A 25757-nucleotide genomic window follows, 5' to 3' on the forward strand; every position below is an offset into this window, starting at 1 on the left:
CGTCGGTCACTCGCCGCGGTCGATCGGCTCGTGCCGCTCGTCGTCCGCCGGCGCCTCCTCAGTGAGCTGGTGGTACTGCTCCGCGCTCAGGTAGCGCTTCATCGCGGACTCGATCGCCGCCGCGGAGGACCGGCGCGACGACCCGGCGCGGTCCCTCGCCTCGCGCGCGGCCCGCATCGCCTCTGCCTTCGACATGTCGTTCATGACGTCACCTCCACCTGCCTCCAGCACATCGGCTGCGGAGCCGCGTGCGAAGTGCCGATGTGCCCGGCGTGCCGGGACTTCGGGGCATGGGTCCCGGGACGGGCGTCGTCAGCCGACGAGGAGGACGTGGAGCGTCCGTGGTCCGTGGACGCCTTCGACGCGGTCGAGCTCGATGTCGCTCGTGGCCGACGGCCCGCTGATCCAGGTCAGCGGCCGCGCGGGGTCGAGCAGCGCGATCGCGTCGGGCACGTCGGCGACCACCTGGCTCGCGTCGACGATGCAGACGTGGAGGTCGGGGACGAGGCTGATCGCTCGGCGGCCCTGGTCGGGCGCGTGGTCGAGCACGATCGTGCCCGTCTCGGCGATGCCGACCCGGGCGCGGGTGACGACGGCGTCGAGGGCGTCGAGCTCGGCGGCGGTCAGGCCATCGTCCACGACGGACCCGGCGACGTCGAGGCCGAGTCCGGGGGGTACGACGGCGCGCGCCCCCGCGAGTGCGTCGGCCACCGCCGTCGCCAGGTCGGCGGAGGCGCAGCGGGTGACCACCGCGCGGTAGTCGGCCACCCGTTCGGCGAACAGCGCGACCAGGTCCCCGCGATCGGGGGCGCGGGGGGCGGCCGGGACGGCGACGGCGGGCGACACCCCGGCGAGGGCGTCACGCACCCGGCCGAGGACCTCGTCGCGTGCGCTCATCGGGCGCTCCCGTCCCGACCGCCGTCTGTGCGGTCCCACCACTCGCGGAAGGACTCGGCCGGCGGCGCCGGCAGGTCACGTGCGCCCGTCCAGCCCGCGGCAGGCCCGGGCAGGCGGCCGGCGGCGGCGCGGCCGCCGGGCATCGTCCTACGCGAGAAGCGGCCCATGACGCGACCCGCCAGGCCGGAGGCCTTCTCCGCCCAAGCGAGTCGGCGCGAGTCGGAGAAGGTCCACGCCGCGGCCTTCATGGCCACCGCCTCGGCCTTGGGCACCCGGTCGTCGCGGTGGGAGTCGACGACAGCCGCGCGCTGGTCGACCAGCACCGAGGGGATGTCGATCCGCACCGGGCAGACCTCGAAGCAGGCGCCGCAGAGCGACGAGGCGTAGGGCAGGGACGCGGTCTGCTCGTCGGAGACGCCGTTGAGCAGGGGGTTGAGGATCGCGCCGATCGGCCCGGGGTAGACCGAGCCGTAGGCGTGGCCGCCGACGCGCTCGTAGACGGGACAGACGTTGAGGCAGGCCGAGCAGCGGATGCAGCGCAGCGCCTGGCGGCCGACGTCGTCGGCGAGGGCGCGGGTGCGGCCGTTGTCGAGCAGGACGACGTGCACCTCCTGCGGGCCGTCGCCGGCCGTGACCCCGGACCACGTCGAGGTGTAGGGGTTCATCCGCTCGCCGGTCGACGAGCGCGGCAGCAGCCGCAGCATCGGGTCGAGGTCGGACCACGTGGCCACGACCTTCTCGATGCCGACCACCGACACGAGCACCTCCGGCAGGGTCAGGCACATCCGGCCGTTGCCCTCGGACTCCACCACGACGAGGGTACCGGTGTCGGCGACGACGAAGTTGGCGCCCGACACGGCGACCTTGGCGCGCAGGAACTTCTCGCGGAGGTGCTCGCGGGCGGCGCCTGCGAGGACCGCCGGCTCGTCGGTCAGGTCGGCGGGTGCCGGACGCCCGACCGCGCCCATCCGGCGGAGGAAGATCTCGCGCACCTCGGCGCGGTTGCGGTGGATCGCCGGCACCAGGATGTGCGAGGGCAGGTCCTCCCCCAGCTGCACGATCAGCTCGGCCAGGTCGGTCTCCCAGGCGGCGATGCCCTCAGCCTCCAGCGCCTCGTTGAGACCGATCTCCGCGGTCGCCATGGACTTGACCTTCACCACCTCGTCGGCGCCGTGGGCCTTGGTGACGGCGGCGACGATCGCGCACGCCTCCTCGGCGTCGCGCGCCCAGTGCACCGTCGCACCGGCCCGGGTCAGTGACGCCTCGAGCGTCTCGAGGTGGGTGGCCAGGTCGCGGAGCGCTGCCTCCTTCACACCCGCACCGGCGAGCCGCAGGTCCTCCCAGTCCTCGACCTCGGCGACGACCGCCGCGCGCTTGTCGCGGATGGTGCGGGTGGCGTGGGCGAGGTTGCGGCGCAGCTGGGTGTCGGCCAGTGCCTCGCGGGCCGCGGTCGGGAAGGCCGGCATGCCGACGAAGGTGCCGTTCATCTTCTCGGGGTCCCCGCGGCGTTGTTCGGGGGAGCGCAGCGGAGGAGAAGAACGGCGTGGGGTGTTCATGCGAGATCACCGGCCCGCTCGCCGACAGCGGGCCCGCTCGACTCGCCCTCGGAGTCCTCGGTCGCGGCCAGCACCTCGGCCAGGTGCATGACGCGCACGCCGGCGCGCTCACGCGAGAGGAGGCCGCCGACGTGCATCAGGCAGGAGTTGTCGCCCGCGACCAGCACCTCGGCGCCGGTGTCGCGCACGTGACGCGCCTTGTCGGCGCCCATCGCGATGGAGGTGTCCGCGTTCTTGAGCGCGAAGGTGCCGCCGAAGCCGCAGCACTCGGTGGCGTTGGGGAGGTCGACCAGCTGGATGCCGCGCACGGCCTCGAGCAGCTGCCGCGGTCGGTCACCGACGCCGAGCATGCGCAGGCTGTGGCAGGTGGGGTGGTAGGTCACCCGGTGCGGGAAGTAGGCCCCGACGTCGGTCACGCCCAGCACGTCGACGAGGAACTCGCTCAGCTCGTAGGTCCGCGGCGCGGTCTCGGCGACGGCGGCGACCAGGGCGGGGTCACCCGACCGCTCGGCCACGATCGAGTGCTGGTGCCGCGCCGACCCGGCGCACGAACCCGACGGGGTGACGATCGCGTCGTAGCCCGCGAACGCGTCGACGAAGGTCCGCACGACCGGAACCGCCTCGTCGAGGTAGCCGGTGTTGACCATCGGCTGCCCGCAGCACGTCTGGGCCTGCGGGAAGTCGACGTCGACCCCGAGACGGCGCAGCAGCCTCACGACGGCCTTCCCCGTGTCGGGGAACATGGCGTCGTTGACGCAGGTGATCTGGAGGGCGACCCTCACGGTCGGCATCCTTCCACGCACCGTCCGGGGCGCAGCTCAGAGTCCCTTCGTCGTCATCACGTTGACCCCGTGGGGCGTCTCCTCGCGATCGGACTCGGTGAACCCGAGCTTCGCCAGCACACGACGGGAGGCGACGTTCCACTCCCAGACCGAGGCCCACAGGCGCTCATGGCCCGCGGCTCTCGCCCAGTCCAGCACGGCCCACGCGGCTTCCGTCGCGTGACCCTGTCCCCAGGACCGGCGGAGGAGCTCGAACGCCAGCTCGGGCTCGCGCACGCCGGATCCGCCGACCAGGCCGCAGTAGCCGATGACGTCGCTGACGGTCTTGCGCTCCACGGCGAGCAGTCCGACGGTCGACGGGTCGCTCGCGCGGATCCCTGCTTCGAAGGCGTCGAGCGCGGGTCGCCCGTCCGCGTCGATGCGGCGGTGCGCGGGCACCCGCGGGTCGCGCTCGAGCCACATCTCGCGCTGGACGGCGGCTTCGTCGACCCGCCACGGCCTGAGCAGCAGGCGAGGAGTCTCGATCAGCACCGCACGGTCGTCGGCTCGGTCTGCCATGCCCGCAAGCCTCACACGGCCGCCGCCGCGTCGCGTGCACGCCCGCCCCGGCGGCTGACCGTCGCGCGCCTCTTTACAACGTTGTAGTGATCCCGCAGGGTGGACAGATGTCTCGGGTCCCGCGGTTCCTCCCTGCCTCCGTCCTCGCCCTGCTGGCGCTCCTCGTCCCCCTGGCGCCGCCCACGCCGTCGCCGCCCTCGTCGGCGGCTCGAGCGGCTGAGCCCGCCGGCGCCCGCTCGTACGACAACCCGCTCGCGCCCCGCATCGCCGACGGCCGGACGGTGGACAACTGCGCCGACCCCGTCGTGCTGCGCGGTCAGGGGCAGGACCGCGGCACCTGGTACATGTACTGCACGACCGACCCGCTGGACGACACCGAGACCGCTGACGGTTCGCCGGTGTTCCACCCGATCCCCATGCTGCGCAGCACGGACCTCGTGGACTGGGACTACGTCGGCGACGCGCTGCCGCAGAAGCCCTCCTGGGCCGCCCCGGAGGCGGCGATGTGGGCACCGGACCTGGTGTACTCGCGGGCCACCAAGCGCTACTACCTCACCTTCGTCGTCACGGACACGACCACCGAGGTCAGCGGCGAGCCCGGCTGCACGGGCGACAGCGCCATCGGTGTCGCCACCAGCCGCAACCCGACCGGCCCGTGGACGGTGAGCGACAAGCCGCTGGTCGACCCGCGGCGAGCCGGTCCGGGCTGCGACTTCTACTGGACCTACGACCCCGACGTGCTCGGCGACGCCGTCGGCTCGCGCAGCGTCCTCTACTACGGGAGCTACTACGGCGGCGTCTTCGCCCGCCAGGTGACGCTGACCGGGAACGGCATGGTCACCACGGGGCCGGAGCGACGGATCACCGCCGGCACGGAGCGGGAGCCTCGGCTCGACCCGGTCGAGCAGCAGCGCGCCGGCGCGGCCCAGCTCCGTGGCCCGGGTGGTCGGCAGGTCGTGGTCGGCAACCGCTACGAGGGGACCAACGTCGTCCAGCGAGGCGAGTGGTACTACTACTTCGGGTCGGCGACCAACTGCTGCAACGGTCCGCTCACCGGCTACAGCGTCTTCACCGGACGATCGACGAGCCCGATGGGCCCGTTCGTCGACCGCGAGGGCAACTCGCTGCTCGCCGGCCGCGCCGGCGGCACGCCCGCGCTCAGCATGAACGGCAACCGGTGGGTCGGCACCGGTCACAACTCGACCTTCCAGGACGCGAGCGGCCAGTGGTGGACGGCCTACCACGCGGTCGACCGCTACGACCCCTACTTCGCCGGCACCACGAGCTTCACCAAGCGGCCGGCGCTCCTCGACCCCGTCGACTGGGTCGACGGGTGGCCCTCGGTGCGTGCCGGCCGGTGGGCCTCCGACGAGCCGATGCCCGCGCCCGCGGCGCAGGACGGCGAGGTGTCGGCGTACACCCCCGACCCCGTTCCGGCCCAGGTGCCGGGCGCGCCGCTGGCGGCGTACTCCGACGAGTTCGACGACCAGGACCTCGCCGGCTGGGAGTGGGTACGGGGCGAGTCCGCGTCGTGGCGGCTCGAGGACGGACGGTTCGCCCTCGACACGCAGGACACCGACCTCTACGTCGACAACAACACCGCCTCCGTGCTGACCCGGCCGGCCCCGGACGGGGACTACGTGGTGGAGACCAAGGTCGCCTTCGACGTCCCGGCGGACGGCTGCCCACCGGAGGCGGGCGCGGACGGCAAGGACTGCTACAACTTCGTGCAGGCCGGGCTCGTGGTCTACGGCTCCGACGACGCCTTCCTCAAGCTCACCCACGCGTCGCTGTGGGAGACGCGGCAGACCGAGTTCGCCAAGGAGGTGCCGGCCGCGCCGGCCGGCCAGCCGCGCTACGGCAACACCGTGGTCGGCGCCCCCGGTGACGAGACGTGGCTGCGGATCGTCCGCGAGGTCGGAGCGGGCAGCGACGGCGCGGACCTGTTCACGGCCTACACCAGCCAGGACGGCACCCGCTGGGTGCGCGGTGGCGCCTGGACGCACGGCGAGCTCGGTCCGGAACCGAGGATCGGCCTGGTGTCGATGGGCGGGCCGGAGGACCTGACCGCGCGATTCGACCACGTTCGCACCTGGACCCTGGCCGAGTGAGGCCGAGCGGCCGGACGTAGGGGACTCCCCCAGGGTCTCGGGCCCCCGCGAGGGAGTCGGAGCCGCCTGTCGCGGGTCCCCCGTCAGGACGGCGCGGGAGCCTCGCCCGGGCGGGCCGCCGGGGCGCCGGTGAGGGTGCGCGCCCACGGGGCGTCGAGCTCGTCGGCGTCGATCGCCACCATCACGTTCGCGAGGAGGCTGCGGCCGAACATCTCCCGGATCTCGGCGTCGTTCGCGCCGGCGACGGTGCGCATGTACTCGACCTGCTCGGCATAGCACTCGCGCAGCGCCTCGCGGATCGCCGGCACCGCGGCCGCGGCGTTGGCCTGCAGCAACAGCATCAGCAGGTCCCGCTCACGGGTCAGGCGGTCGTAGGAGGCGTTCATCGCGGCCAGGACGTCGCGCGGGTCCTCGGAGCGCGACTCGCTCGCGCCGTCGGCCAGCGCGGCCTGGAGTCGCCCGGACACGTGCTTCACGACCTGGACGAACAACGCCTCCTTCCCGGGGAAGAGGCGGTAGATGTAGGGCTGCGAGATCCCGGCCTCCGCCGCGACCTGCTGCGTGGAGGTCCCGTAGTAGCCGCGCGCGCCGAACACGCGCACCGCCGCGTCGAGGACCTGGGCCCGGCGCGAGTCCGCGTCGCTCCGCGTCGTCGCCATGTGGCTATTCAACCACCACATCGAGAGCCATGCCCCGACCGGTCCCGCTTGCACGCCCACATCGACGGCGTGGTCTGATATTAGTGATTGACCACTTACAACCCGTCCCGAGGATCTTCCATGCCTTCGCAACACTCGAACGGCGGCGTGCGCCTGCTCGCGGTGCTCGCCTTCGGGCAGTTCATCGCTGCCCTCGACTACAACATCGTCTACGTGGCGCTGCCCGAGATCGGCCGAGCGCTCGGCTTCTCCGAGCAGAGCCTGCAGTGGACCGTCAGCGCCTACGCGGTCGCCTTCGGTGGCCTGCTGCTCTTCGGAGGCCGGGCCGCCGACCTCCTCGGCCGACGCCGGATGTTCGTGCTGGCCATCAGCCTCTACGGCCTCTCCTCGCTCGTGGGCGGACTCGCGTCCTCGCAGGAGCTGCTCATCGCCGCCCGCGCCGGGCAAGGCGTTGGCGGGGCGCTCCTGGTGCCGGCCACCCTCTCGCTCATCGCCACCGAGTACGAGGAGGGCGCCGCCCGCAACCGCGCCCTCGCCGTGTGGGGAGGCGCCGGGGCACTCGGACTGGCCCTCGGCGCGCTCCTCGGCGGGGTGCTGACCAGCGCCTTCGGGTGGGAGTCGGTGTTCCTCGTCAACGTGCCGCTGACCGCCGTCGCGGCCGTCGCCGGCCTCCGGCTGCTCCCGGCCGACGGCCGCCGCGATCGCACTCGCCGCCTCGACCTGCCCGGGGCCGTGTCCGGCACCCTGGCCGTGACGGCCATCGTCTACGGCTTGGTGCAGGGCCCGGAGCTCGGCTGGGGCAGCGCCGAGGTGCTCGCCGTCCTCGGCGTCGGGGCCGCCCTGCTCCTGGCTTTCGTCGCGATCGAGAGGGTCTCCGACCACGCGCTCATGCCCCTCGGTCTGTTCAGGAACCGCAGCCTGGTCACGGCGATGGGGATCACCTTCGTCTTCATGGGCACCTTCGGCACCCAGTACTACCTCTTCACCGTCTACCTGCAGGGCGTCCTGGGCTACTCCGCGCTCCAGACCGGCATGGCCTTCCTCCCCGCCGCAGTCCTGGGCATGGTCGGCGCCCGCATCGCCGAGTCCACGCTCGGCAGCTGGGGCATCCGCCCGTCACTGATCGCCGCACTGGTGACCGGGGGCCTGGGCATGGCCGCGTTCGCGCTCGCGCTGTCCGAGGACGGCACGTTCGTCGCACTGCTGCCCGGCATCGCGCTCATCAGCCTCGGGCAGGGCGTCGGGTGGACGTCGATGTTCGCCGCCGCCGGGGCGGGCGTTCCGCCACACGAGCAGGGCATCGCCTCGGCCCTGGCCTCAACCACCCAGCAGATCGGCGCCGCCGTGGGGCTCGGCATCCTCGTCGCGGTGGCGAACTCCGCCGACCAGACCGTCGACGGGCTCCGGCTCGCCGGCTTCGTCGCGGGGGCTGCGACCGTCGCCGGCTGCCTGCTGACCGCCGGGCTGCGCCGGCACTCCCACGATGACGCCGCGCGGGTGGAGGAGCCCGCCGTCGTCGACGCGTCGGCGCGCTGACAGCCGCGACGCGCCCGGCGGGCAGCACCGTCGCCCGCCGGGCGCGTCGTGATCGGCGGCCGGCCCGCCCGTTCCAGCACCGCCCGCGACGTATCAGATCCCGTCGTCCGTCCTCCTGTCAGGTGGAGGACAACGTCGACGACGTGAGCCCTGCGGGGCTCGGGAGGGATCATGCAGGTGGTGTATCGCGTCGCATATGCGCCCGGCCCCGACGACGCGCCCGACCGCGACCGGATCGTGCGCGACTTCGCCGGCACCACGGGCCGTGAGGCCCAGGACGAGGCCCACCGCTGGGCCGCCAGCCGCAACCGGCTGCGACCACCCGAGCTCCGGAGCCAGTGGCCCTGGGTGCTCGAGCGCTGGAACGCGCGGACCCAGGACTGGGAGCTGGTCAGCCACATCCGGTAGCGACGGAGCACCTCACCCGACGGCAAGCGGGGCGAACACCTCCGCGGCGAACTGACGCAGCGTGCGGGCCGGGTGCCCCGTCACCTGCTCGACCGTGTCGGTCACGACGCCGAACATCCCTCGACGGATGCGGTCGTAGGCGCCCTCGTCGTTGCGGCGCAGGAAACCCTCGACGCCTTCGAGCGCCTCCTCCATGGACAGCTCGACGTGACGCACGGGCCGCCCCATTGCTGAGCCCAGCACGGTGGCGGTCTCGCCGGGGCCGAGCGCCTCCGGCCCCGTGAGCTCGTACACCTGGCCGTCGTGGCCGTCGTCGAGCAGCGAGCGCGCGGCGACCGCGGCGATGTCGCGAGCGTCGATCCACGACACCGCCTGACCACCCGAGACCAGTGGCAGGCGCCCGTCGCGGACGAGGTCGTCGAGCATGAAGCGTGGATCGGTGAAGACCTGCATGAACCAGCCCGGCCGCAGGATCGTCCACGGGCGTCCGCTCCCCCGCACGGCACGCTCGACCCGCGGGGCCCAGTCATCGGGCCCGAAGTAGCCGCGGTCGAGCTCGGAGAGCAGCACGACGTGCGCCCCTCGAGGGGTCATCGCAAGGAGGTCGGCGGCCAGCTCGGCGGCGTCCGGACGATCGGGGCGGACGAGGAACACGCCCGCCACGCCGTCGACCGCCCCCTCCCAGGTGGCCCGGTCGTCCCAGTCGAACCGCACTGCCTCGACGCGGTCGCGGTCGGACTCCAGCAGGCGCACGTCGCGGGAGCCGGCGCGTACGACGACTGCGCCGTCCTGGGCCAGGAGATCGGTGAGCGGGGCACCCGTCTTGGCGCGGGCACCGGTCACGAGCACGTGTCGCATGAGTTCCTTCCGGTCGCGAGCCGAATTGCTTGATCGGCTCAAGGATCTTCATCGCAGCACAATTGCATGAGTCAATCAAGTATTCTGGCGGCATGGATCGAACACCGCACGAGCTGGCGGAGCGGCTCTACGACTTCGTCTACGCCTACGACGCGGCCTACGACCAAGCGGCCCGCAGCGTCGACCTGAGCTCCGCCCAGGCCTGCCTCCTGCGGGCGGTCGCCGGGGGCCCGCGCACCATGGGCGAGCTCGCCGCCGAGCTCCTGTGCGACGCGTCCAACGTCACGCAGCTGGTGAGCCGGCTGGAGACGCGAGACCTGGTGCGACGCGTCCCGGGCACCGTCGACAGGCGCTCGCGCGAGGTCAGCATCACCGACGCCGGCAGGCGGGTCGACCGCCGGATGCGCGAGGCGTTCACGTTCCCCCTCGAGCGGGTCCGACGACTGCCCGCCGCGCGACAGGAGGCGTTGCTGGACATGCTCGAGGCGCTGACGGACCGGGAGGACGGCGCGGGCCAAGGCCGGTGACCGAGACCCGCGCCGCGGGATGCAACGCTCACCGACCCCCCGACGCGGCCTCCTTCGCCGCCGTGAGGATGACGTCGGTCACCGCGTCGGGCTGGCTCGCGTAGATCGCGTGGCTGCCGGGCACGGTGGTGACGGCAGCCCCGGCACGCTCGGCCATGTGCGTGAGCATGGCCTGGTCGAACGCCTTGTCCTCCGTGCCGAACACGGCCCAGCTCGGCTTGTCGCGCCACGCGGCCCGCAAGACCGGCTCGGCGAAGACGGACATGTTGACCGGCACCTGGGTGTCGCGCATGAAGGCGGCCTCGGCGTCGCTCAGGTCGGCGGCGAAGCCCGCCTTGAACGTGTCGTGGTCGAGGAAGCCGAACCCGTCCTCACGCACGTCGATGACGAAGTCCGGCGTCGGGGCGAAGCCCTCGTACTGCTGGCCCGAGGTCTGGCCCGCGTCCGGCACCAGCGCCGCGACGTACACGAGTCCGGCGACCCTGTCGTGGGCTCCCGCCTCGGTGATGACGGTCCCGCCCCACGAGTGGCCCACCAGGATGGTCGGGCCGTCCTGCAGGTCCAGCACCCGGTTCGTGGCGGCGACGTCGTCCTGGAGCGACGTGAGCGGGTTCTGGACGACCGTGACGCGGTAGCCCCGGTCGGTCAGGCGCTCGTGGACGCCGCGCCACCCGGATCCGTCGGCGAACGCGCCGTGCACGAGGACGACGTTGGTGATCGGTGTGTCAGTGGTGCTCATTGTTCCTCTTCTCTGCCGTCTCCGGCATCTGTGGTGGCGACGTGCGTCAGCCGATGGTGAGCTCGCTGATGAGGTCGTCGGCGAGGGTGAACCGGTAGGTGAGGTCGGCGACGTTGCCGGGGAAGTCGCCCTCGATGCGGTTGACCACCTCCCAGTGGGCGTCGTCGCGACGCCGAGCGGCGACCAGCTCGGTCGTGTAGGTGAACTCGCTCCCCGCGTGGCGGACGAAGTCGAGCACCTGCTCGGTGCCGCGGAACGTCTCGTCCTGGTCGACGACGACGGACTCGTCGGTGAACGTGCGCGCGGCGGCGTCGGCCTCGCGGGCCGTGTGCGCCGCCAGGAACGCGCGGATCGTGGCGGGCAGGTCGTCGGGGCGGATGTCTGAAGGTGTTGTCGTGGTCATGCACCGACCGTCGCGCCTCTCCCCGGCGGAGGGTCAAGCACTGGACTCTCCCCCCGGGAGAGAGTGCAGACTTCGCGGGTGCCCCGCAGCCTCAGCATCGGCGAGTTCGCCCGTCTGACCCACGTGAGCGTGCGGACGTTGCGTCGCTACCACGAGGCCGGCCTGCTGGTCCCCGACGACGTCGACGAGCACACCGGCTACCACTACTACGCCGCGGCCCAGATCCCCACCGCGCAGGTGATCCACCGGCTGCGTGAGCTCGACGTCCCGCTCGCCACCGTCCGGCGCATCCTCGACGCGTCCGCGACCGACACCCGGTCCGAGCTCGTCTCCGAGCACCTCCACCGCCTGGAGGCCGAGCTGGACCGGACGCGCGCCGCCGTGCGGTCACTGCGCCGGCTGCTCGCCCCGGAGCCCGCCCCGGTGGAGGTCGAGGTGCGCTCCGTCCCGCGGACGACCGTGGCGGCCGTCGAGGACGACGTCGAGCTGGACGACGTGCTGGGCTGGTACGCCGGAGCCATGGCCGAGCTCGACGCCACCCTCGGCGACCCTCGGGGCACGCCGGGAGGCGTCTACGACAACGCGCTGTTCGAGCTCGGCCGCGGCCACGTCCTGGTGCACCGGCCCTGCGTCGAGCCGCCCACCCGCGGCCGGGTGCACCCGGTCGAGCTGCCGGCCGTGGAGCTGGCGGTCGCGACCCACGTCGGCGACCACGACGACATCGACGTGACCTACGGCGAGGTCGGCGCCTGGGTGGTCGCCAACGCCCTCAGCGTCGCCGGACCGGTCCGCGAGACGTACGTCCTCGGGCCCCGTGACACCGACGACCCGGCGCAGTGGCGCACCGAGATCGGCTGGCCCGTCTTCGCCGTGACCGACCTGGGCGAGAGCTGAACCGCGACTGATCACGTCGCCGGCAGCAGCTCCTGTCAGTCGCCGAAGCGAGCTCGTCCCTGGACGGCAGAGGTGCCCAGGTCACTCTTGGGCAGCCCGGTGCCGCCGCGCGCGGCCTCGATCCACGAGTCGGTGTCGCCGACCGCAGCGAAGTTCGAGTTCAGGAGCACCATCAAGGTGGTGTGCAGCTGCTCGGCCGAGACGCTGCCGGCCTCGTTCTCGAGGTGGATCGCGCCGGACGCGTCGGACAGGATCTCGGCCGCGATGCCGCGAGCCTCTGCGTCCACGGCGGTGGCGATGTCGCAGTTGTTGGTCATGTAACCCACGATCGTGATCGTGTCGACCTGCTTCTCCTCCAGCCACTCGGCGACTCCCTGGCCGGTGAACGCGCTCCCGTAGACCTTCGACGCCCGCTTGAACTCGGGCTTCAGGCGACGCTCGATCTCCGGGTGGAGCTCCCAGCTCGGGGAGTTGACGGCGAACACGGGCGCGCCCTCCGGGAGCTCGTGCTGCAGGACGACCACGGGCATGTCGAGCTCGTCGGCGACGTCGATGGCTCGGGCGATGTTCTCGAGGGTCTTCTCGCGCGGCGGGAACTGCACCTGCAGGGTCCCGTCGAAGTACTCGTTCTGGACGTCGACGACGACGAGGGCGCGGCGGATGGCGGTCACGGTGTCTCCTTGGTGTTGGTGAGCCTCCATCCTCGCCGTCTCGACCCGCTATTGTGAGTGGCTCATATGTCGCCTTGCGATGGGTTCAGGACAGAATGAAGATCGCGATCCACGCCTTCGACGGCATCAGCCTGTTCCACCTGGCGGTGCCCACGACCGTCTTCTCCGAGGTGGCACGACTGGGGCTCGATGCGCGGTGGGAGACCGTGGTGTGGAGCGCCGCTCCTCGTGTCACCACGGCCGAGGGCATGACCGTCGACGACCTCCGCGGGCCCGACGCCGCCCTCGGAGCCGACCTGCTCGTCTTCCCGTCGTGGCACGCAGACCTGCGTCCGGCCGAACCCGACGTGCAGACCGCGATCAGCCAGGCCGCTCACCGGGGCGCCCGGCTGGCAGGTCTGTGCCTGGGCGCTTTCCCGCTCGCCGAGTCAGGCCTGCTCGACGGACGCTCCGTCGTCACCCACTGGAACGCCGCCGAGCAGCTGTCGACGCAGTATCCGTCGGTCTCCGTGAACGCCGACGCGATCTACGTCGACCACGGGGACGTGCTGACGTCCGCCGGGACCGCGTCCTCGCTCGACGCCTGCCTCCACATCGTCAGGCGCGAGCTCGGCTCGGAGACTGCGGCGGAGCTGGCCCGGCACCTGGTCGTGGCCCCGCACCGGGACGGCGGGCAGGCCCAGTACATCACCCGTCCGATGCCGGAATCCGGCGGAGTCGGGCACCTCGGAGAGACGATCGACTGGGCCCTGGCCAACCTCGACCGGCCGATCACGGTGGGCGCGATGGCGGCCCACGCCCAGATGAGCACGCGCAACTTCACACGCCGGTTCACCGAGGTCACCGGGTCGAGTCCTGCACGGTGGCTGCTGACCCGCCGCCTCGACGAGTCGCGCCGGCTCCTCGAACGCACCACCCTGTCGATCGACGCGACAGCACGCCGCTGCGGCTTCGGCAGCGTCGTGACGTTCCGACAGCGTTTCGTCGACGCCTACGGCACGACGCCGACGTCCTACCGCAGGCGATTCGCCTCCACCGAAGTGCCGTGACGCGATCGTCCTCGGACGCCTGACGCTCGCGTGCTCGAGCTGCCGTCGCCGACCGGAGGTCGACCCCCGACACAGAAGACTCCCCCAGGGTCTCGGGTCCCCGGGGGAGTCGGAGCCGCCTGTCGGAATCGAACCGACGACCTAGTCATTACGAGTGACTCGCTCTACCGACTGAGCTAAGGCGGCGTGGTCTGCCGAGCGTGCTCGGTGGACCGCGGGCGAGTATACGGACGCGGTCGGGCCGGACTGAAATCACGGTCCACCGGCTAGGTTCGAGGCGACCGCACATCCCTCATCACAGGAGGCACGATGCCCACTCGCTCCGCACGCACGGCATGGAACGGCGGCCTGCAGGACGGCTCCGGACAGGTCGAGCTGACCAGCTCCGGCGTCGGCACCTACGACGTCAGCTTCCCCAAGCGCGCCGCCGAGGACGCGGGCGGGACGACGAGCCCCGAGGAGCTCGTCGCGGCGGCCCACTCCTCCTGCTACGCCATGCAGCTGTCCAACCTCGTCGCCGAGGCCGGTGGCACCCCGCAGGCCCTCGAGGTGACGGCCGACGTGACGCTCGGCGAGGACAAGGAGGCGGGCGGGTTCAAGCTCACGGGCATCAAGCTCACCGTCCGTGGCGAGGTCGACGGGCTCGACGACGCCGGGTTCAAGGAGGCGGCCGAGAAGGCCAAGGTCGGCTGCCCGATCAGCAAGGCGCTCGCCGCCGTCGACATCACTCTCGACGCCGCGCTCGAGGGCTGAGCCACCTCCTTCCCTCATGCGGGCCCGCACGGATGCGTGCGGGTCCGTATGAAGGATCAGGCGCCCGGCCCGGTGACCGCAGGGGCCAGCGCCTCGCGCCGCAGCTCGGCCAGCCGCTCACGCAGGTCGGGGTCGCGCATCACCTCGGCCACGGTCGGGCAGTCCTGCGGTCCCGTGGCGCCCGGGACGCACAAGGTGCAGGAGTCGCCGGGGCGCAGCGGACAGCGGGCGTCGACGACCATGGGCCCACGGTAGGCAGCACCCGCAGCTCAGCGTAGGGACGAAGGTCCCGACCAGCGCCTGAGGCTCAGCAGATCGTGCCGTCGGCGGGGACGTCGCCGTCGAGGAGGTAGTCCTCGACGAGGGTGTCGATGCACTCGTTGCCGGCGTTGTAGGCCGTATGGCCGTCGCCGTCGCGCTCGACGAGCACACCGGAGTCGAGCTGGGCCGACAGGGCCTGTGCCCACTCGAGCGGCGTCGCGGGGTCGCGGCTGGTGCCGAGCACGACGATCGGGGCCGCCCCTTCGCCCCTGATCGTCAACGGCTCCTCGCTCGACGTGACCTCGACGCCCAGGCAGGCGGTCATCCCCCAGGCGAAGACCCGGCCGAAGGTCGGCGACGCCTCCTCGAACTCGGGGTAGAGCGACGGCACCTCGTCGAACGGCACGGACGACGGGTCGTCGAGGCAGTTGATCGAGTAGTTGGCCTCCACCGAGTTGTCGGCGTAGCTGCCGTCGGGGTTGCGCGAGGCGTAGGCGTCGGCGAGCGACATCAGCGCCGAGCCCTTGCCGTCGAGCGCGGAGGCGAGCGCCGTGCTCAGCAGGAACCAGTAGTCGCGGTTGTAGAGCGGCGTGATGACGCCGTAGAACGCGTTGCCGATCGTCAGCTCCCGCTCACCCGCGGGCAGCGGCTCCTCCTCGATCGACTCCAGCAGCCCCGTGATGGTGGCCATGCCCTCGTCGACGGTGTCGCCGAGGAAGCAGTTGTCGGTCGAGTCGAGGCAGTTCTGCACGTAGGCCCGCAGCGCCGTCTCGAAGCCCGCCGCCTGCTCCAGGGCCAGCGACCGGTTGTCGAGGGACACGTCGACCGCGCCGTCGAGGACGAACCGGCCGACCTTCTCCGGGAAGAGCTCGGCGTAGGTCGCGCCGAGCTCGGTGCCGTAGGACGCGCCGAAGTAGCTCAGCGTCTCCTCCCCCAGCGCAGCCCGCAGCACGTCCATGTCGCGAGCGGCCTCGATGGTGGTGACGTGGCCGACGACCGGCCCGGACCCGGCCACGCAGCCCGGACCGAAGGACAGCACCGAGTCCTCGAAGTAGTCGACCTCCAACGGGGTGTCGGGCGAGGGGTCCTCGGCGAGGTAGGTGTCGAGCTCGGCGTCGGTGAGACAGTCGACCGGTGCCGAGGCACCGACACCGCGGGGGTCGAAGCCGACGATGTCGAAGCCGTCCAGCAGCGGCTCGCGGAAGACCTGCGCACCCGCGGCGGCGTACGTCGTACCGCGGGCGCCGGGGCCACCCGGGTTGACCACCAGGGAGCCGACGCGCGCCCCCTTGGCCGGGACCCGGAGCAGCGCCAGGTCGATCGTCTCCCCCTGCGGGTCGGCGTAGTCGACCGGGACGGTGAGGAAGCCGCAGTCGTGGTCGTCGTCGCTCTCGCAGGGCTGCCAGTCGATGCGCTGGGAGTAGAGCTCCTCGAGCTCCGGGGACGGCGCCTCGGTGACCGTCGCCGGCGGCGGGGTCGTCGGTGAGGGCGTCGGCCGAGCGGCCGGCGAGTCGGGCGTGGCGCCCTGGATGGCGAGGCCGACCGCCACGAACGCGGTGAGCGCCAGTGCGAGCACGGCGACCAGCGCGACAGCCTTCTTCATCCACGACCTCCGGGCAGCCGCAGCGCGACCGTCATCGACTCCAGCGCGAGCTGCGGTGGCACGTTGAACTCCAGCATCTGCTCGCGGGCGGTGAAGATCGCGTCGATCATCCGCAGCAGCTCCTCGGGCGAGGCGGCCCGGGCGACGACGGCGACGTCGCCGCGCAGCTCCTCGTTGACGAGGAGGCCTGGGGCGCCGACCGACAGGGCGATCGCGTCGCGGTAGACCGAGACGAGGTCCATCAGCGCACGGTCGATGACGTCGAGCACGCGCCGCTTGGCCTTCTGCTTCTGCAGCTTCTCCAACCCGGCGAGGGCGGCGCGGTAGGAACGGCTCGTGGTGTCCTTGCGCTCGCTGCCGAAGATCGCCTGCAGCTCCTGCAGCTCGCGCCGCTCGGCGTCGGCGGTGATCGCCTCGGTCTCCTCCTTGGCGAGCTCGGCGAGGTTGGTCGCGGCCGTCATGCAGGACCCCAGCGACGTCAGGCGGGCCGGGATGCTGATCACCTCGCGCCGGCGCGTGCGGGTCTCCTCGTCGAGGGCCAGGGCGCGGGCGCGCCCGATGTGCCCCTGGCTGGCGCGCGCGGCGAAGCCGGCCATGGTCTCGGAGATGCCGTCGTTGGCGGTCAGGAAGGCCGCGACGTCGCGGGTGCCGGGCGTGGCCAGCGTCAGGGTGCGACACCGCGAGCGGATCGTCGGCAGCACGTCGCGGACCGTCGGGGCGCACAGCAGCCACAGCGTCTTGGGGGTCGGCTCCTCGATCGCCTTGAGGAGCGCGTTGCCGGTGCGGGGGTTCTCCGGGGTGCCGAGCCGGTCGGCGTCCTCGATCACCACGATCTGCCAGCGCCCGATCGAGGGGAACTTCGCCGCCGACTGCACGAGGTCGCGCATGTCGTCGACGTAGAGGACGGAGGTCTCCGACTTCACCCACGTGATGTCGGGGTGGTTGCCCTTCATCCCCAGCCGGCACGCCTCGCACTCGCCGCAGCCCGTACGGCGCTCGCACTGCAGCGCCGCGGCGAAGGCGCGCGCGACGTTGGACCGGCCCGAGCCGGGCGGCCCGGTGAACAGCCAGGCGTGGGTCATCCCCTGACCGGCGGCCGCGTGCTGGAGCACCTCGATGGTGGGACGCTGTCCGACGAGGTCGTCCCAGACGGTGCGGGTCGTGGTCGTCATCGGACCGCCAGCAGGGGCTCGACGCGCTCGCGGATGGTCGCGGCGATCTCGTCGATCGGCGCGCGCGCATCGAGCACGACGTAGTGGTCGGGGTCGGCGGCGGCGAGGCCGAGGAAGCCCTGCCGCACCCGCTGGTGGAAGTCCAGCGACTGCCCCTCGATCCGGTCGCGGCCGGTGAACCGGTCGAGCCCTGCCTGCGGCTCCAGGTCGAGGACGACGGTCAGGTGCGGGCGCAGGTCGCCGGTGGCCCACCGTGCGACGGCCTCGACCTCGGCGACGTCGAGCGTGCGGCCCGCTCCCTGGTAGGCCAGGGTGGAGTCGACGTAGCGGTCGGTGATCACGACCTCGCCGCGGGCGAGCGCGGGAAGCACGACGTGGTCGACGTGCTCGGCCTTGTCGGCGGCGTAGAGCAGCGCCTCGGTGCGGTCGGACAGGTCGCCGGTCGCCGGGTCGAGCACGATGCGCCGCAGCTCCTTGCCGACCGAGGTGTCACCGGGCTCGAAGGTGAGCAGGACGGCCTCTCCGCGCTCGACGAGCCAGTCGCGCAGCAGACGCGACTGGGTGGACTTGCCGGCGCCCTCGCCGCCCTCGAAGCACACGAAGAGCCCGGTCTCCGAGAACACGCCTGCGCTCATCCGGGGTCCCCGCGGTGTCGTCCGGGGGAGCGCAGCGGAGGAGGAGAACTCCGTGGGGTGGTGTCCACGTGGCACACCCTACGGGCGGGGTGGGACACGCATCCGGGGGACGGTCGGACGGACCCAACGCCGACCGCGGCGCCAGCGTCAGGCGTACGCCGCCTCCGAACCGGTGCGTTCGGTCCGCTCGACGGCCTAGGATCCTGCTCAGCCGGAGGGGGACAGCGTGACGACGAAGCTGGTGGTGCCGCCCGAGCCCGCGCGCCTCGCGACGCAGCCACCCGCCCGCCTGGACTGCATCGTCGCCTGGGTGCTCCTCGCCGGTGTCCTCGTGATGTACGCCGCCGCCGCCGTGGTCGGCGAGCGTGAGACCGACCTCCCGCACCTGCGGGCGGCCATCGCGTCGGGCGAGGTCACCGAGGTCCGGCTGTCGGAGGGCCTGGACGACGGCTCCCGCGGCTACATCGGCGTGAAGGTCGCGTGGGAGCAGCACGGTGTCTCCTACTCGACGACCGTCACCCAGGCCTCCGGCGAGCGCCAGGCGCGCCAGGCTCGGCGCGGAAACGCGTCGACCCCCGTCGCGGTGGGTGATGTCGCGGACTTCCTCACCGCCGACGGGCAGGTGCGAGTGGCCGGCACGACCCAGCGTCCCTTCGGGACCTCGACCGAGGTGCTGGGGTTCACCGTCCCGGGCGAGTTCTTCGTCGCGCAGCTCGTCATCACCTGCGCGACCCTGCTGTTGATCGGCGCCCGCGAGCCGTGGCGAGCCACGCGTTGGGCTTGGGCATGGCTCGTCCTCCTGACGCCGGTCGGCGTCCCGGGCTTCCTGCTGCTGGGCGGCATGACCGGTCTCCTCCGACCGGAGTCGCCGCAGCGACGGTTGACCGCCGGGTGGGCGTTGCTCCTCGCGCTGCTGGTCTTCGCGCCGGGGGCCTGACCGCGGGGTCTCGTGACAGGCGCCAGGGCGGCTTCCTCGACCAGCGCGCCGCCAGCGGTGCGTCAGGACTTCTTGGCCGCGGCCTTCTTCGTCGTCTTCTTGGCAGCGGTCTTCTTGGCGGTCGTCTTCTTCGCCGCGGCCTTCTTGGCGGGGGCCTTCTTCGCGCCCTTCTTGGCCGCCTTCTTGGCCGGGCCGCGCTCACGCCGCTCGGCGAGGAGCTCCGCGGCGCGCTCGAGGGTGATCGACTCGACCGTGTCGTCCTTGCGGAGGGTGGCGTTGTACTCGCCGTCGGTGACGTACTCGCCGAAGCGGCCCGCCTTCACGACGACCGGCTGGCCGGAGACGGGGTCGTTGCCGAGCTCCTTGAGCGGCGGGGTGGCCGCGCCGCGACCGCGCTGCTTGGGCTGGGCGTAGATGGCCTTGGCCTGGTCGAGGGTGATGTCGAAGATCTGGTCCTCGGACGTCAGGCTGCGGGAGTCGGTGCCCTTCTTGAGGTAGGGCCCGTAGCGCCCGTTCTGCGCGGTGATCTCGGTGCCGTCGTCGTCGACGCCGACGATGCGCGGCAGGTCGAGCAGCTGGACCGCCTGCTCCAGCGTGACCGTGTCGAGCGTCATCGACTTGAAGAGCGAGCCGGTGCGCGGCTTGGCCGACTTGGGCGCGTCGTCGGGCAGCACCTCGGTGACGTAGGGGCCGAAACGGCCGTTCTTCGCCACGATCTGCAGGCCGGTGTCGGGGTGGTTGCCGACGACCTGCTCCTCGCCGGCCGGGTTGGCGAGCAGCTCCTTGGCCTTGGCCACGGTCAGCTCGTCGGGAGGCAGGTCGTCGGGGACGTTGGCGCGGACCGGGGCAGCGTCACCACCGTCGGGGCCGGGGCCCTCGACGTAGGGGCCATAGCGGCCGACGCGCAGGTCGATGCCCTCCCCGATCGGGAAGGTCGCCATCTCCTTGGCGTCGATCTCGCCGAGCTCGGTCACCAGCGTCTTGAGGCCGACGACGTCACCGGCGCCGTAGTAGAACTCGCCGAGCTCGGTGGCCCGGTCCTTGCGACCGCCCGCGATCTCGTCGAGGACGTCCTCCATGTCGGCGGTGAACTCGTAGGACACCTGCCGGGGGAAGTGCTCCTCGAGCAGCCGGACGACCGAGAAGGCCAGCCAGGCCGGCACCAGGGCGGTGCCCTTCTTGTAGACGTAGCCGCGGTTGAGGATCGTGCCGATGATCGAGGCGTAGGTCGACGGACGGCCGATCTCGCGGTCCTCGAGCTCCTTGATCAGCGTGGCCTCGGTGTAGCGCGACGGGGGCTTGGTCTCGTGGCCCTCGGGCGTGAGCGTGGCCGCCGACACCGCCGCACCCTGCGTGAGGTTGGGCAGGCGGGTCTCGGCGTCGTCGCGGCGCTTGGAGGCGTCGTCGATGTCCTCGACGTAGGCCTTGAGGAAGCCGTGGAAGGTGATCGTGCGACCGCTGGCGCTGAAGACCACGTCGCGACCGTCGGCGGCGGCGCCCCCGATGCGGATCGTCACCGAGTTGCCGGTGGCGTCCTTCATCTGCGAGGCGACGGTGCGCATCCAGATCAGCTCGTAGAGGCGGAACTGCTCGCCGGACAGGCCCGTCTGGGCCGGGGTCCGGAACGTGTCGCCGGCCGGCCGGATCGCCTCGTGCGCCTCCTGCGCGTTCTTCACCTTGGAGGCGTAGGTGCGCGGCGAGTCGGGCAGGTACTCAGCGCCGTAGAGCTCCCGCACCTGGTCGCGCGCGGCACCGACCGCGGCGTCCGAGAGCGTCGTGGAGTCCGTACGCATGTAGGTGATGAAGCCGTTCTCGTAGAGGCGCTGCGCGACCGACATCGTCACGCTCGCGCTCATCCCGAGCTTGCGGCTGGCCTCCTGCTGCAGCGTGGTGGTGCGGAAGGGGGCGTAGGGCGAGCGGCGGTAGGGCTTGGACTCCACCGAGCGCACGTCGTACGCCGTCTCGCCCAGGCCGGCGGCCAGCGCCTCGGCGTCGGCGCGGCTGAGGTGGACGCGCTCGGCCTTGCCCTTCAGCTCGCCGGTGTTGTCGAAGTCGGAGCCACGGGCGACGCGGACCTCGTCGACGCTGTAGAGCTTGGCGGGGAACATCCGCGGGTCGTGGCCGGTGCCGGCGTCGAAGGTGGCGTCGAGGTCCCAGTAGGAGGCGACGCGGAACTTCATCCGCTCGCGCTCGCGGTCGACGACCAGGCGGGTCGCCACCGACTGCACGCGGCCCGCGGAGAGGCCCGACATGACCTTCTTCCACAGCACGGGCGAGACCTCGTAGCCGTAGAGGCGGTCGAGGATCCGGCGCGCCTCCTGGGCCTCGACGAGGTCGTCGTTGATCTCGCGGGGGTTCTCGACCGCGGCGAGGATCGCGGGCTTGGTGATCTCGTGGAAGACCATCCGGTGGACCGGCAGGCCCTTCGGCGGCTTGAGCTCGTCGAGGAGGTGCCAGGCGATCGCCTCGCCCTCGCGGTCCTCATCGGTGGCGAGGTAGAGGGCGTCGGCGTCCTTCACCAGCTTCTTCAGCTTGGCGATGTGGCTCTTCTTGTCGCGCGGGACGACGTAGTAGGGCTCGAAGCCGTTGTCGACGTCGACCGCGAGCCGGCCCCACGGCTTGTCCTTGATCTTGGCCGGGGTGTCCGCGGCGTTGTTGGGCAGGTCGCGGATGTGACCGATCGAGGACTCGACGACGTAGTCCGCGCCGAGGTAGCCGCCGATGGTGCGGGCCTTGGCCGGGGACTCGACGATGACGAGCTTTGCCACTTCTGTTCGCTCCCTCAAGTTGTGCGCTGCGATGTTGCTCAGCGCCGCAACGGTAGCGCCACATCCCGATAACGCCACTCCGCGCCGTCCACAGCCGGGCCGGCGACGGGGCCCGGCACGGCTCGGGCCCCACGTCGCGAGGACGTGGGGCCCGAGCGTGTCAGGCTGCCGGACGGGTCAGAAGTCGAGACCCTCGAGGTAGCGGAAGCCCGTGTTGGCGGTCGCGGCCGGACGGAAGTCCGGGGTGTCGTTCTCGACGATGTACTCCTCGGGCTGGTGGGCCGCGAAGATCGTCGGGAAGTCGATGACACCCAGGCCGAGGTCGGCCATGTCGCCGGGCTGCTGGCCGTAGAGCTCGGCCGCCTCGGCGCCGTGACGGTCCTTGACGTGGTACTGGCGGACCTCCAGCGGGGAGGACTGGACCACGTCGATCGCGAACTGCAGCGGGTCGGCCGCACCCGTGTTCACGCCACCGGTGTAGGCCCAGTAGAGGTCGATCTCGAAGTGGACCAGCTTGGGGTCGAGCTCGCTGGTGAGCACGTCCCACGGGGTCGTGCCGTCCGCGAAGGTGATCGTGAACTCGTGGGCGTGGTTGTGGTAGCCGTAGCGCAGGCCACGACGACGCGCGACCTCGGCCTCGGCGTTCATCTGCTCGGCCCACAGCTGCCAGTCGCTCTTGTTGGGCGAGTTGAGGTAGGGCACGTTGATGTACTTCTGGCGGAAGGTCTGGGCGTCGTCGAGCTTGGCGTTGAGCTTGGCCGGGTCGAGGACGTTGTTGGTGGTGCTGATGCCGTCGTGGCTCGAGGAGGCCCAGATGCCGCGGGCGTCGAACTCCGCCTTGAGCTTGGCGGCCGTGTCGAGCCCGGCACCCCCGTAGAGGCCGGCCCGCTCGACGCGCTGGTAGCCGAACTTCTCGAGCTGGTCGAGCTGCTGCAGGACGCTGGCGTTGGTGGTCATGGCCGACCGCAGCGTGTAGAGCTGGATGCTGATCAGGTCGGTCGGCACGCCGTTGTGGCGGCCGTGGGCGTGGCCGTGGCCCTTGCCCGGGTGGCTGCTGGGCTTGGCGGCCAGCGCAGGCGAACCGGCGGCGAGGGCAGTGGCTCCCGCCGCGCCGGCGACCGCGCCGCGCAGCAGGCCGCGGCGGCTGGCGCCCTTCCTCTCGAGCGACTCGCGCAGGGCGGCGTCGCCGTCATATCCGTAACACATGTGCTGCCTTCTTCCTGGATTTCTCGGGGGGATTCTCGGGGTGGGTGGTGCTGGCCGGAGGCGGACCCGGGTCGCCCGGGCCCGCCTCTGGTCGGGTCGTGCTGCGGATCAGCCGGCCGGCTCGAGGACGACCTCGTCGGAGTCGCTCAGGCCGGGCTCGGAGCCCGCGTCGGTGTACTCCGCGACGAAGACGGCCGCGAGGTCCTCGGTCGCCGGGTCGTGGCCCTCGGGCACCGTGGTGGTGAGCGAGCCGGTGCACCCGGTGGCCGTGGACTGCGGGTGGCCGTGGGTGTCGTGGCCCAGCACGTAGGTCACGGTGACGCGGCTGCAGTCGACGGGCTCGTCGTCGGTGACCGTGACCTCGTACGTCACGGTGTCGCCGAAGCTGAACGACTGGCCCGCCACCGGGGTGACGAACTCGACGACCGGCGCCTGGTTGCCGACGACGATGTCGACGTCGGCCGACGCGCGACGCCCGCCCTTGTCGGTCACCGTCAAGGTGGCGCGGTAGCTGCCGTCCTCCTCGTAGGTGTAGGAGGGGTCGGCCTGGCGGCTGTCGACCTTGCCGTCACCGTCGAAGTCCCAGGCGTACTTCAGCTTGGTGTCGCCGTCCGGGTCGGTGGTGCCGGCGCTCGAGAAGTCGACCGTCAGCGGGGACTTGCCGGCCGTCGGCTCGGCCTCGATCGCCGGGACCGGGCTGCGGTTGCCGCCCTCGCCGATGAAGTCGATGCGCGAGAGCTGGGCGTCGGGGTTCTCGGCGAAGTAGCCGTCGCCGTACTCGAGGACGTAGAGCGCACCGTCGGGGCCGAACTCCATGTCCATCGGGTTGTCGGTGACGATGTCGGGGACGACGTCCTCGATCGCGACGTCCTCGCCGTCGACGTGGAAGCCCTTGATGTAGTCACGCGTCCACTCGTAGAACAGCGGGGTGTCGTCGTAGCGCTCGGGCCAGGCGACGGGGTTGCGGCCCTTGGTGGCCTTGCGGTCGTACTGGTAGGCCGGTCCCGCCATGGGGCCGATGCCACCGGTCTCGAGCTCGGGGAACTCCTCGGAGAGGCCGTAGGAGTACCAGACCTCCGGCTGCTCCACCGGCGGCAGCTCGCGCAGGCCGGTGTTGTGGACGGAGTCGTTGACCGGGGCGTCGCAGTTGAACTTCGGGCCACTCGTGCGGGTGGCGAAGTCGAAGTCGTTGTAGGGCAGCTCGGCCGTCGCGCAGTAGGGCCATCCGTAGTTGGACGGCTCGTCGACGACCGCCCACTTGCCGTGGCCGGCGGGGCCGCGGTTGGGGTCGGCGCGCCGGGCGTCGGGCGAGTAGTCGGCGACCCAGATGTCGTCGGTGTCGGGGTCGATCTCGATGCGGAACGGGTTGCGCCAGCCCATCGAGTAGATCTCCGGGCGCGTCTTCGGCGTGCCGGGGGCGAACAGGTTGCCCTCCGGGATCGTGTAGCCGCCGCCGGCCTTGGGCGTGATCCGCAGGATCTTGCCGCGCAGGTCGTTGGTGTTGGCCGAGGTGCGCTGGGCGTCGAACGCGGGGTTGCGCTCGGGACGCTCGTCGAGCGGCACGTAGCCGTCGGACTGGAACGGGTTGGTGTCGTCACCGGTCGAGAGGATCAGGTTGCCCGCCGAGTCGAAGACGATGTCACCACCGACGTGGCAGCAGATGCCGCGGTCGACGGGGACGTCGAGCACCTTCTGCTCCGAGTCGAGCTGCACCTGGCCACCGGAATACTGGAACCGCGAGACGGTCAGGTGGCCCTTGTAGCGCTCGAAGTCGGCGGCCGTGCCGGTCTCCGGGGCGTCGCCCTCGTTGATCGAGGCGGTGGCCGGGTCGTCGGCCGGGGTGTCGAGCGGCGGGGAGTAGTAGAGGTAGATCCACTTGTTCTTCTTGCCGTCGTAGCCCGGGTCGAGGGCGATGCTCTGCAGGCCCTCCTCGTCGTGGAGGTAGACCGGGATGCGGCCGGCGACGCTGTTGACGCCCGTCTGGGCGTCGTTGTGCCAGATGACGCCCGCCCGGGTCGTGTGCAGGACGTCGCCGTCCGGCAGCACGGCGAGGTCGATGGCCTCGCCCGGACGGTCGTTGAGGGTGACCTTCTGGAACGCGCCGGCGGGCGGCGGCGGGGCCGTGTCGTCGTGGCCCTCGTGGGCCGTGGCAGCGGTGGTCACCGCCAGCGTGGGCAGGCAGAAGGCGGCGCCGACGGCGACCGTGAACCCTGCGCGGTAAGGATGCTTCATTTGGGGGGGTCTCCTGTTCCCGAGTGGCTGGGAGCCAGCAAGCAACGTAGGCACGTGACCACCGTCACGTCAACGAGCAGGCGACTTTTGTCCGCCTGTCGGCACAAGTGCTCAGCGTGGGACCCACCCTCAGCGGTGAACCAGCTCCCAGCGTTCTCGGGTCGGCTCAGACTCCTGTCGGGCGCAGCGGGTCGTGCCCGAACAGCATCAGGGCGCGCCGGACGTCGTCGTCGTACGCCTCGGGCTCGGGCTCGTCGCCGCGGATCGTGCGCACCTGGTCGACCACGTGCTGCATCGTGTCGACGTCGTCGCCAGTCAGGTCGGTGCGTCGCTTGCCGAGGATGGCGACGACGGCCTCGCCGACCTCGAGCTCGGGCAGCCCGGTGGTCGCCCGTCCGTCCTCCCCGGTCGCCTGGGTCCGCAGCCAGTCGGACAGCTCGCGGGAGGTCATGTTGACCACCTCGTGGAACTCCTGCCAGAGCTCGTCGTCGATCAGGGACTCGGCCATCACTGCACCCCGTTCCGGGTCGTGGTCTGGGTCA

General features: G+C 71.8%; 26 protein-coding genes and 1 tRNA gene. 8 read left to right on the top strand and 19 right to left on the bottom strand.

Annotated elements, in window-relative coordinates; genetic code table 11:
- Positions 1–6 precede the first annotated feature (6 nt).
- The 5 genes from NCI01_RS09085 to NCI01_RS09105 all read right to left on the bottom strand — a co-directional run bounded on the left by NCI01_RS09085 (position 7) and on the right by NCI01_RS09105 (position 3793).
- Complete coding sequence (locus NCI01_RS09085) at positions 7–204, bottom strand: hypothetical protein (RefSeq protein ID WP_254181155.1); 198 nt, start codon at positions 202–204, stop codon at positions 7–9.
- Positions 205–312: 108 nt separating this feature from the next.
- Positions 313–897 carry a LutC/YkgG family protein gene (locus NCI01_RS09090; RefSeq protein WP_254181156.1) on the bottom strand — a complete coding sequence of 195 codons (585 nt, stop codon included), beginning with the start codon at positions 895–897 and terminating at the stop codon, positions 313–315.
- The gene (locus NCI01_RS09095) at positions 894–2384 is read right to left on the bottom strand and encodes a lactate utilization protein B (protein ID WP_372495132.1); all 1491 of its coding nucleotides are present in this window, start codon (positions 2382–2384) and stop codon (positions 894–896) included. The genes NCI01_RS09090 and NCI01_RS09095 overlap by 4 nt, the downstream gene beginning before the upstream one ends.
- A gap of 65 nt (positions 2385–2449) precedes the next feature.
- Positions 2450–3235, bottom strand: coding sequence for a (Fe-S)-binding protein (locus NCI01_RS09100; RefSeq protein WP_372495128.1), 786 nt, complete (start codon positions 3233–3235; stop codon positions 2450–2452).
- A 36-nt stretch (positions 3236–3271) separates the two neighbouring features.
- Entirely contained in the window at positions 3272–3793 is a 522-nt protein-coding gene (locus NCI01_RS09105) for a GNAT family N-acetyltransferase (RefSeq protein WP_254181159.1), read from the bottom strand.
- 107 nt (positions 3794–3900) lie between these two features.
- Between NCI01_RS09105 and NCI01_RS09110 the strand changes: the two genes are divergently transcribed.
- Positions 3901–5904, top strand: coding sequence for a family 43 glycosylhydrolase (locus NCI01_RS09110; protein WP_254181160.1), 2004 nt, complete (start codon positions 3901–3903; stop codon positions 5902–5904).
- Positions 5905–5987: 83 nt separating this feature from the next.
- Here the strand turns inward: NCI01_RS09110 and NCI01_RS09115 are convergent, their stop codons facing one another.
- Positions 5988–6563, bottom strand: a complete 576-nt coding sequence (locus tag NCI01_RS09115; RefSeq protein WP_254181161.1) for a TetR/AcrR family transcriptional regulator — start codon at positions 6561–6563, stop codon at positions 5988–5990.
- 120 nt (positions 6564–6683) lie between these two features.
- Between NCI01_RS09115 and NCI01_RS09120 the strand changes: the two genes are divergently transcribed.
- The gene (locus tag NCI01_RS09120) at positions 6684–8099 is read left to right on the top strand and encodes an MFS transporter (protein WP_254181162.1); all 1416 of its coding nucleotides are present in this window, start codon (positions 6684–6686) and stop codon (positions 8097–8099) included.
- A gap of 180 nt (positions 8100–8279) precedes the next feature.
- Positions 8280–8507 (top strand): hypothetical protein, encoded by a 228-nt coding sequence (locus tag NCI01_RS09125; protein ID WP_254181163.1) that lies wholly within the window; start codon positions 8280–8282, stop codon positions 8505–8507.
- Between the two features lie 12 nt (positions 8508–8519).
- Here the strand turns inward: NCI01_RS09125 and NCI01_RS09130 are convergent, their stop codons facing one another.
- Positions 8520–9365, bottom strand: a complete 846-nt coding sequence (locus NCI01_RS09130) for an NAD(P)H-binding protein (protein WP_254181164.1) — start codon at positions 9363–9365, stop codon at positions 8520–8522.
- A 92-nt stretch (positions 9366–9457) separates the two neighbouring features.
- Here NCI01_RS09130 and NCI01_RS09135 point away from each other — a divergent pair, with 92 nt between their 5' ends.
- The gene (locus NCI01_RS09135; RefSeq protein ID WP_254181165.1) at positions 9458–9892 is read left to right on the top strand and encodes a MarR family winged helix-turn-helix transcriptional regulator; all 435 of its coding nucleotides are present in this window, start codon (positions 9458–9460) and stop codon (positions 9890–9892) included.
- Positions 9893–9920: 28 nt separating this feature from the next.
- Here NCI01_RS09135 and NCI01_RS09140 read toward each other — a convergent pair whose 3' ends face one another.
- A complete protein-coding gene (locus tag NCI01_RS09140; RefSeq protein WP_254181166.1) occupies positions 9921–10631 on the bottom strand; it encodes an alpha/beta fold hydrolase in 711 nt (236 codons plus the stop codon).
- 46 nt (positions 10632–10677) lie between these two features.
- Positions 10678–11034 carry a nuclear transport factor 2 family protein gene (locus tag NCI01_RS09145; protein ID WP_254181167.1) on the bottom strand — a complete coding sequence of 119 codons (357 nt, stop codon included), beginning with the start codon at positions 11032–11034 and terminating at the stop codon, positions 10678–10680.
- 78 nt (positions 11035–11112) lie between these two features.
- Between NCI01_RS09145 and NCI01_RS22705 the strand changes: the two genes are divergently transcribed.
- Positions 11113–11928, top strand: coding sequence for a MerR family transcriptional regulator (locus NCI01_RS22705; RefSeq protein ID WP_254181168.1), 816 nt, complete (start codon positions 11113–11115; stop codon positions 11926–11928).
- Positions 11929–11963: 35 nt separating this feature from the next.
- On the opposite strand, the gene NCI01_RS09155 is transcribed toward NCI01_RS22705, so the two are convergent.
- Positions 11964–12599, bottom strand: coding sequence for an isochorismatase family protein (locus tag NCI01_RS09155; protein ID WP_254181169.1), 636 nt, complete (start codon positions 12597–12599; stop codon positions 11964–11966).
- A 95-nt stretch (positions 12600–12694) separates the two neighbouring features.
- Here NCI01_RS09155 and NCI01_RS09160 point away from each other — a divergent pair, with 95 nt between their 5' ends.
- Entirely contained in the window at positions 12695–13648 is a 954-nt protein-coding gene (locus NCI01_RS09160) for a GlxA family transcriptional regulator (RefSeq protein ID WP_254181170.1), read from the top strand.
- Positions 13649–13761: 113 nt separating this feature from the next.
- On the opposite strand, the gene NCI01_RS09165 is transcribed toward NCI01_RS09160, so the two are convergent.
- Positions 13762–13834 (bottom strand) — tRNA-Thr (locus tag NCI01_RS09165).
- 123 nt (positions 13835–13957) lie between these two features.
- Between NCI01_RS09165 and NCI01_RS09170 the strand changes: the two genes are divergently transcribed.
- Entirely contained in the window at positions 13958–14401 is a 444-nt protein-coding gene (locus tag NCI01_RS09170) for an OsmC family protein (protein ID WP_254181171.1), read from the top strand.
- 56 nt (positions 14402–14457) lie between these two features.
- On the opposite strand, the gene NCI01_RS09175 is transcribed toward NCI01_RS09170, so the two are convergent.
- From NCI01_RS09175 to tmk, 4 genes are all read right to left on the bottom strand, one after another.
- Positions 14458–14643 carry a DUF6767 domain-containing protein gene (locus NCI01_RS09175; RefSeq protein ID WP_254181172.1) on the bottom strand — a complete coding sequence of 62 codons (186 nt, stop codon included), beginning with the start codon at positions 14641–14643 and terminating at the stop codon, positions 14458–14460.
- Between the two features lie 65 nt (positions 14644–14708).
- Positions 14709–16265 (bottom strand): alpha/beta hydrolase, encoded by a 1557-nt coding sequence (locus NCI01_RS09180; protein ID WP_254181173.1) that lies wholly within the window; start codon positions 16263–16265, stop codon positions 14709–14711.
- On the bottom strand, positions 16262–17437 hold the full coding sequence (locus NCI01_RS09185) for a DNA polymerase III subunit delta' (RefSeq protein ID WP_254181174.1): 1176 nt from the start codon (positions 17435–17437) through the stop codon (positions 16262–16264). Before NCI01_RS09185 ends, NCI01_RS09180 begins: the two co-directional genes overlap by 4 nt.
- Complete coding sequence (gene tmk / locus NCI01_RS09190; protein WP_254181175.1) at positions 17434–18072, bottom strand: dTMP kinase; 639 nt, start codon at positions 18070–18072, stop codon at positions 17434–17436. The genes NCI01_RS09185 and tmk overlap by 4 nt, the downstream gene beginning before the upstream one ends.
- Positions 18073–18298: 226 nt before the next feature.
- Between tmk and NCI01_RS09195 the strand changes: the two genes are divergently transcribed.
- Complete coding sequence (locus NCI01_RS09195; protein ID WP_254181176.1) at positions 18299–19009, top strand: hypothetical protein; 711 nt, start codon at positions 18299–18301, stop codon at positions 19007–19009.
- Positions 19010–19071: 62 nt separating this feature from the next.
- On the opposite strand, the gene topA is transcribed toward NCI01_RS09195, so the two are convergent.
- The 4 genes from topA to NCI01_RS09215 form a co-directional block, all read right to left on the bottom strand.
- Complete coding sequence (gene topA, locus NCI01_RS09200) at positions 19072–21777, bottom strand: type I DNA topoisomerase (RefSeq protein ID WP_254181177.1); 2706 nt, start codon at positions 21775–21777, stop codon at positions 19072–19074.
- A 177-nt stretch (positions 21778–21954) separates the two neighbouring features.
- Positions 21955–22983: a sugar phosphate isomerase/epimerase family protein gene (locus NCI01_RS09205; RefSeq protein ID WP_254181178.1), complete on the bottom strand. Its 1029-nt coding sequence runs from the start codon at positions 22981–22983 to the stop codon at positions 21955–21957.
- A gap of 108 nt (positions 22984–23091) precedes the next feature.
- Positions 23092–25215 (bottom strand): PQQ-dependent sugar dehydrogenase, encoded by a 2124-nt coding sequence (locus NCI01_RS09210; protein ID WP_254181179.1) that lies wholly within the window; start codon positions 25213–25215, stop codon positions 23092–23094.
- A gap of 166 nt (positions 25216–25381) precedes the next feature.
- Complete coding sequence (locus tag NCI01_RS09215) at positions 25382–25723, bottom strand: DUF3140 domain-containing protein (protein WP_254181180.1); 342 nt, start codon at positions 25721–25723, stop codon at positions 25382–25384.
- Positions 25724–25757: the final 34 nt, after the last annotated feature.

Source organism: Nocardioides pinisoli (assembly GCF_024199985.1).
Classification (GTDB): Bacteria; Actinomycetota; Actinomycetes; order Propionibacteriales; family Nocardioidaceae; genus Nocardioides; species Nocardioides pinisoli.

What these genes read in the sequence shown, in the direction of transcription:
- NCI01_RS09085 (WP_254181155.1), bottom strand. Translation starts at nt 204, where the DNA reads ATGAACGACATGTCGAAGGCAGAGGCGATGCGGGCCGCGCGCGAGGCG.
- NCI01_RS09090 (WP_254181156.1), bottom strand. Translation starts at nt 897, where the DNA reads ATGAGCGCACGCGACGAGGTCCTCGGCCGGGTGCGTGACGCCCTCGCC.
- NCI01_RS09095 (WP_372495132.1), bottom strand. Translation starts at nt 2,384, where the DNA reads ATGAACGGCACCTTCGTCGGCATGCCGGCCTTCCCGACCGCGGCCCGC.
- NCI01_RS09105 (WP_254181159.1), bottom strand. Translation starts at nt 3,793, where the DNA reads ATGGCAGACCGAGCCGACGACCGTGCGGTGCTGATCGAGACTCCTCGC.
- NCI01_RS09110 (WP_254181160.1), top strand. Translation starts at nt 3,901, where the DNA reads ATGTCTCGGGTCCCGCGGTTCCTCCCTGCCTCCGTCCTCGCCCTGCTG.
- NCI01_RS09115 (WP_254181161.1), bottom strand. Translation starts at nt 6,563, where the DNA reads ATGGCGACGACGCGGAGCGACGCGGACTCGCGCCGGGCCCAGGTCCTC.
- NCI01_RS09120 (WP_254181162.1), top strand. Translation starts at nt 6,684, where the DNA reads ATGCCTTCGCAACACTCGAACGGCGGCGTGCGCCTGCTCGCGGTGCTC.
- NCI01_RS09130 (WP_254181164.1), bottom strand. Translation starts at nt 9,365, where the DNA reads ATGCGACACGTGCTCGTGACCGGTGCCCGCGCCAAGACGGGTGCCCCG.
- NCI01_RS09135 (WP_254181165.1), top strand. Translation starts at nt 9,458, where the DNA reads ATGGATCGAACACCGCACGAGCTGGCGGAGCGGCTCTACGACTTCGTC.
- NCI01_RS09140 (WP_254181166.1), bottom strand. Translation starts at nt 10,631, where the DNA reads ATGAGCACCACTGACACACCGATCACCAACGTCGTCCTCGTGCACGGC.
- NCI01_RS09145 (WP_254181167.1), bottom strand. Translation starts at nt 11,034, where the DNA reads ATGACCACGACAACACCTTCAGACATCCGCCCCGACGACCTGCCCGCC.
- NCI01_RS09160 (WP_254181170.1), top strand. Translation starts at nt 12,695, where the DNA reads ATGAAGATCGCGATCCACGCCTTCGACGGCATCAGCCTGTTCCACCTG.
- NCI01_RS09170 (WP_254181171.1), top strand. Translation starts at nt 13,958, where the DNA reads ATGCCCACTCGCTCCGCACGCACGGCATGGAACGGCGGCCTGCAGGAC.
- NCI01_RS09175 (WP_254181172.1), bottom strand. Translation starts at nt 14,643, where the DNA reads ATGGTCGTCGACGCCCGCTGTCCGCTGCGCCCCGGCGACTCCTGCACC.
- NCI01_RS09180 (WP_254181173.1), bottom strand. Translation starts at nt 16,265, where the DNA reads ATGAAGAAGGCTGTCGCGCTGGTCGCCGTGCTCGCACTGGCGCTCACC.
- NCI01_RS09185 (WP_254181174.1), bottom strand. Translation starts at nt 17,437, where the DNA reads ATGACGACCACGACCCGCACCGTCTGGGACGACCTCGTCGGACAGCGT.
- tmk (WP_254181175.1), bottom strand. Translation starts at nt 18,072, where the DNA reads ATGAGCGCAGGCGTGTTCTCGGAGACCGGGCTCTTCGTGTGCTTCGAG.
- NCI01_RS09205 (WP_254181178.1), bottom strand. Translation starts at nt 22,983, where the DNA reads ATGTGTTACGGATATGACGGCGACGCCGCCCTGCGCGAGTCGCTCGAG.
- NCI01_RS09210 (WP_254181179.1), bottom strand. Translation starts at nt 25,215, where the DNA reads ATGAAGCATCCTTACCGCGCAGGGTTCACGGTCGCCGTCGGCGCCGCC.
- NCI01_RS09215 (WP_254181180.1), bottom strand. Translation starts at nt 25,723, where the DNA reads ATGGCCGAGTCCCTGATCGACGACGAGCTCTGGCAGGAGTTCCACGAG.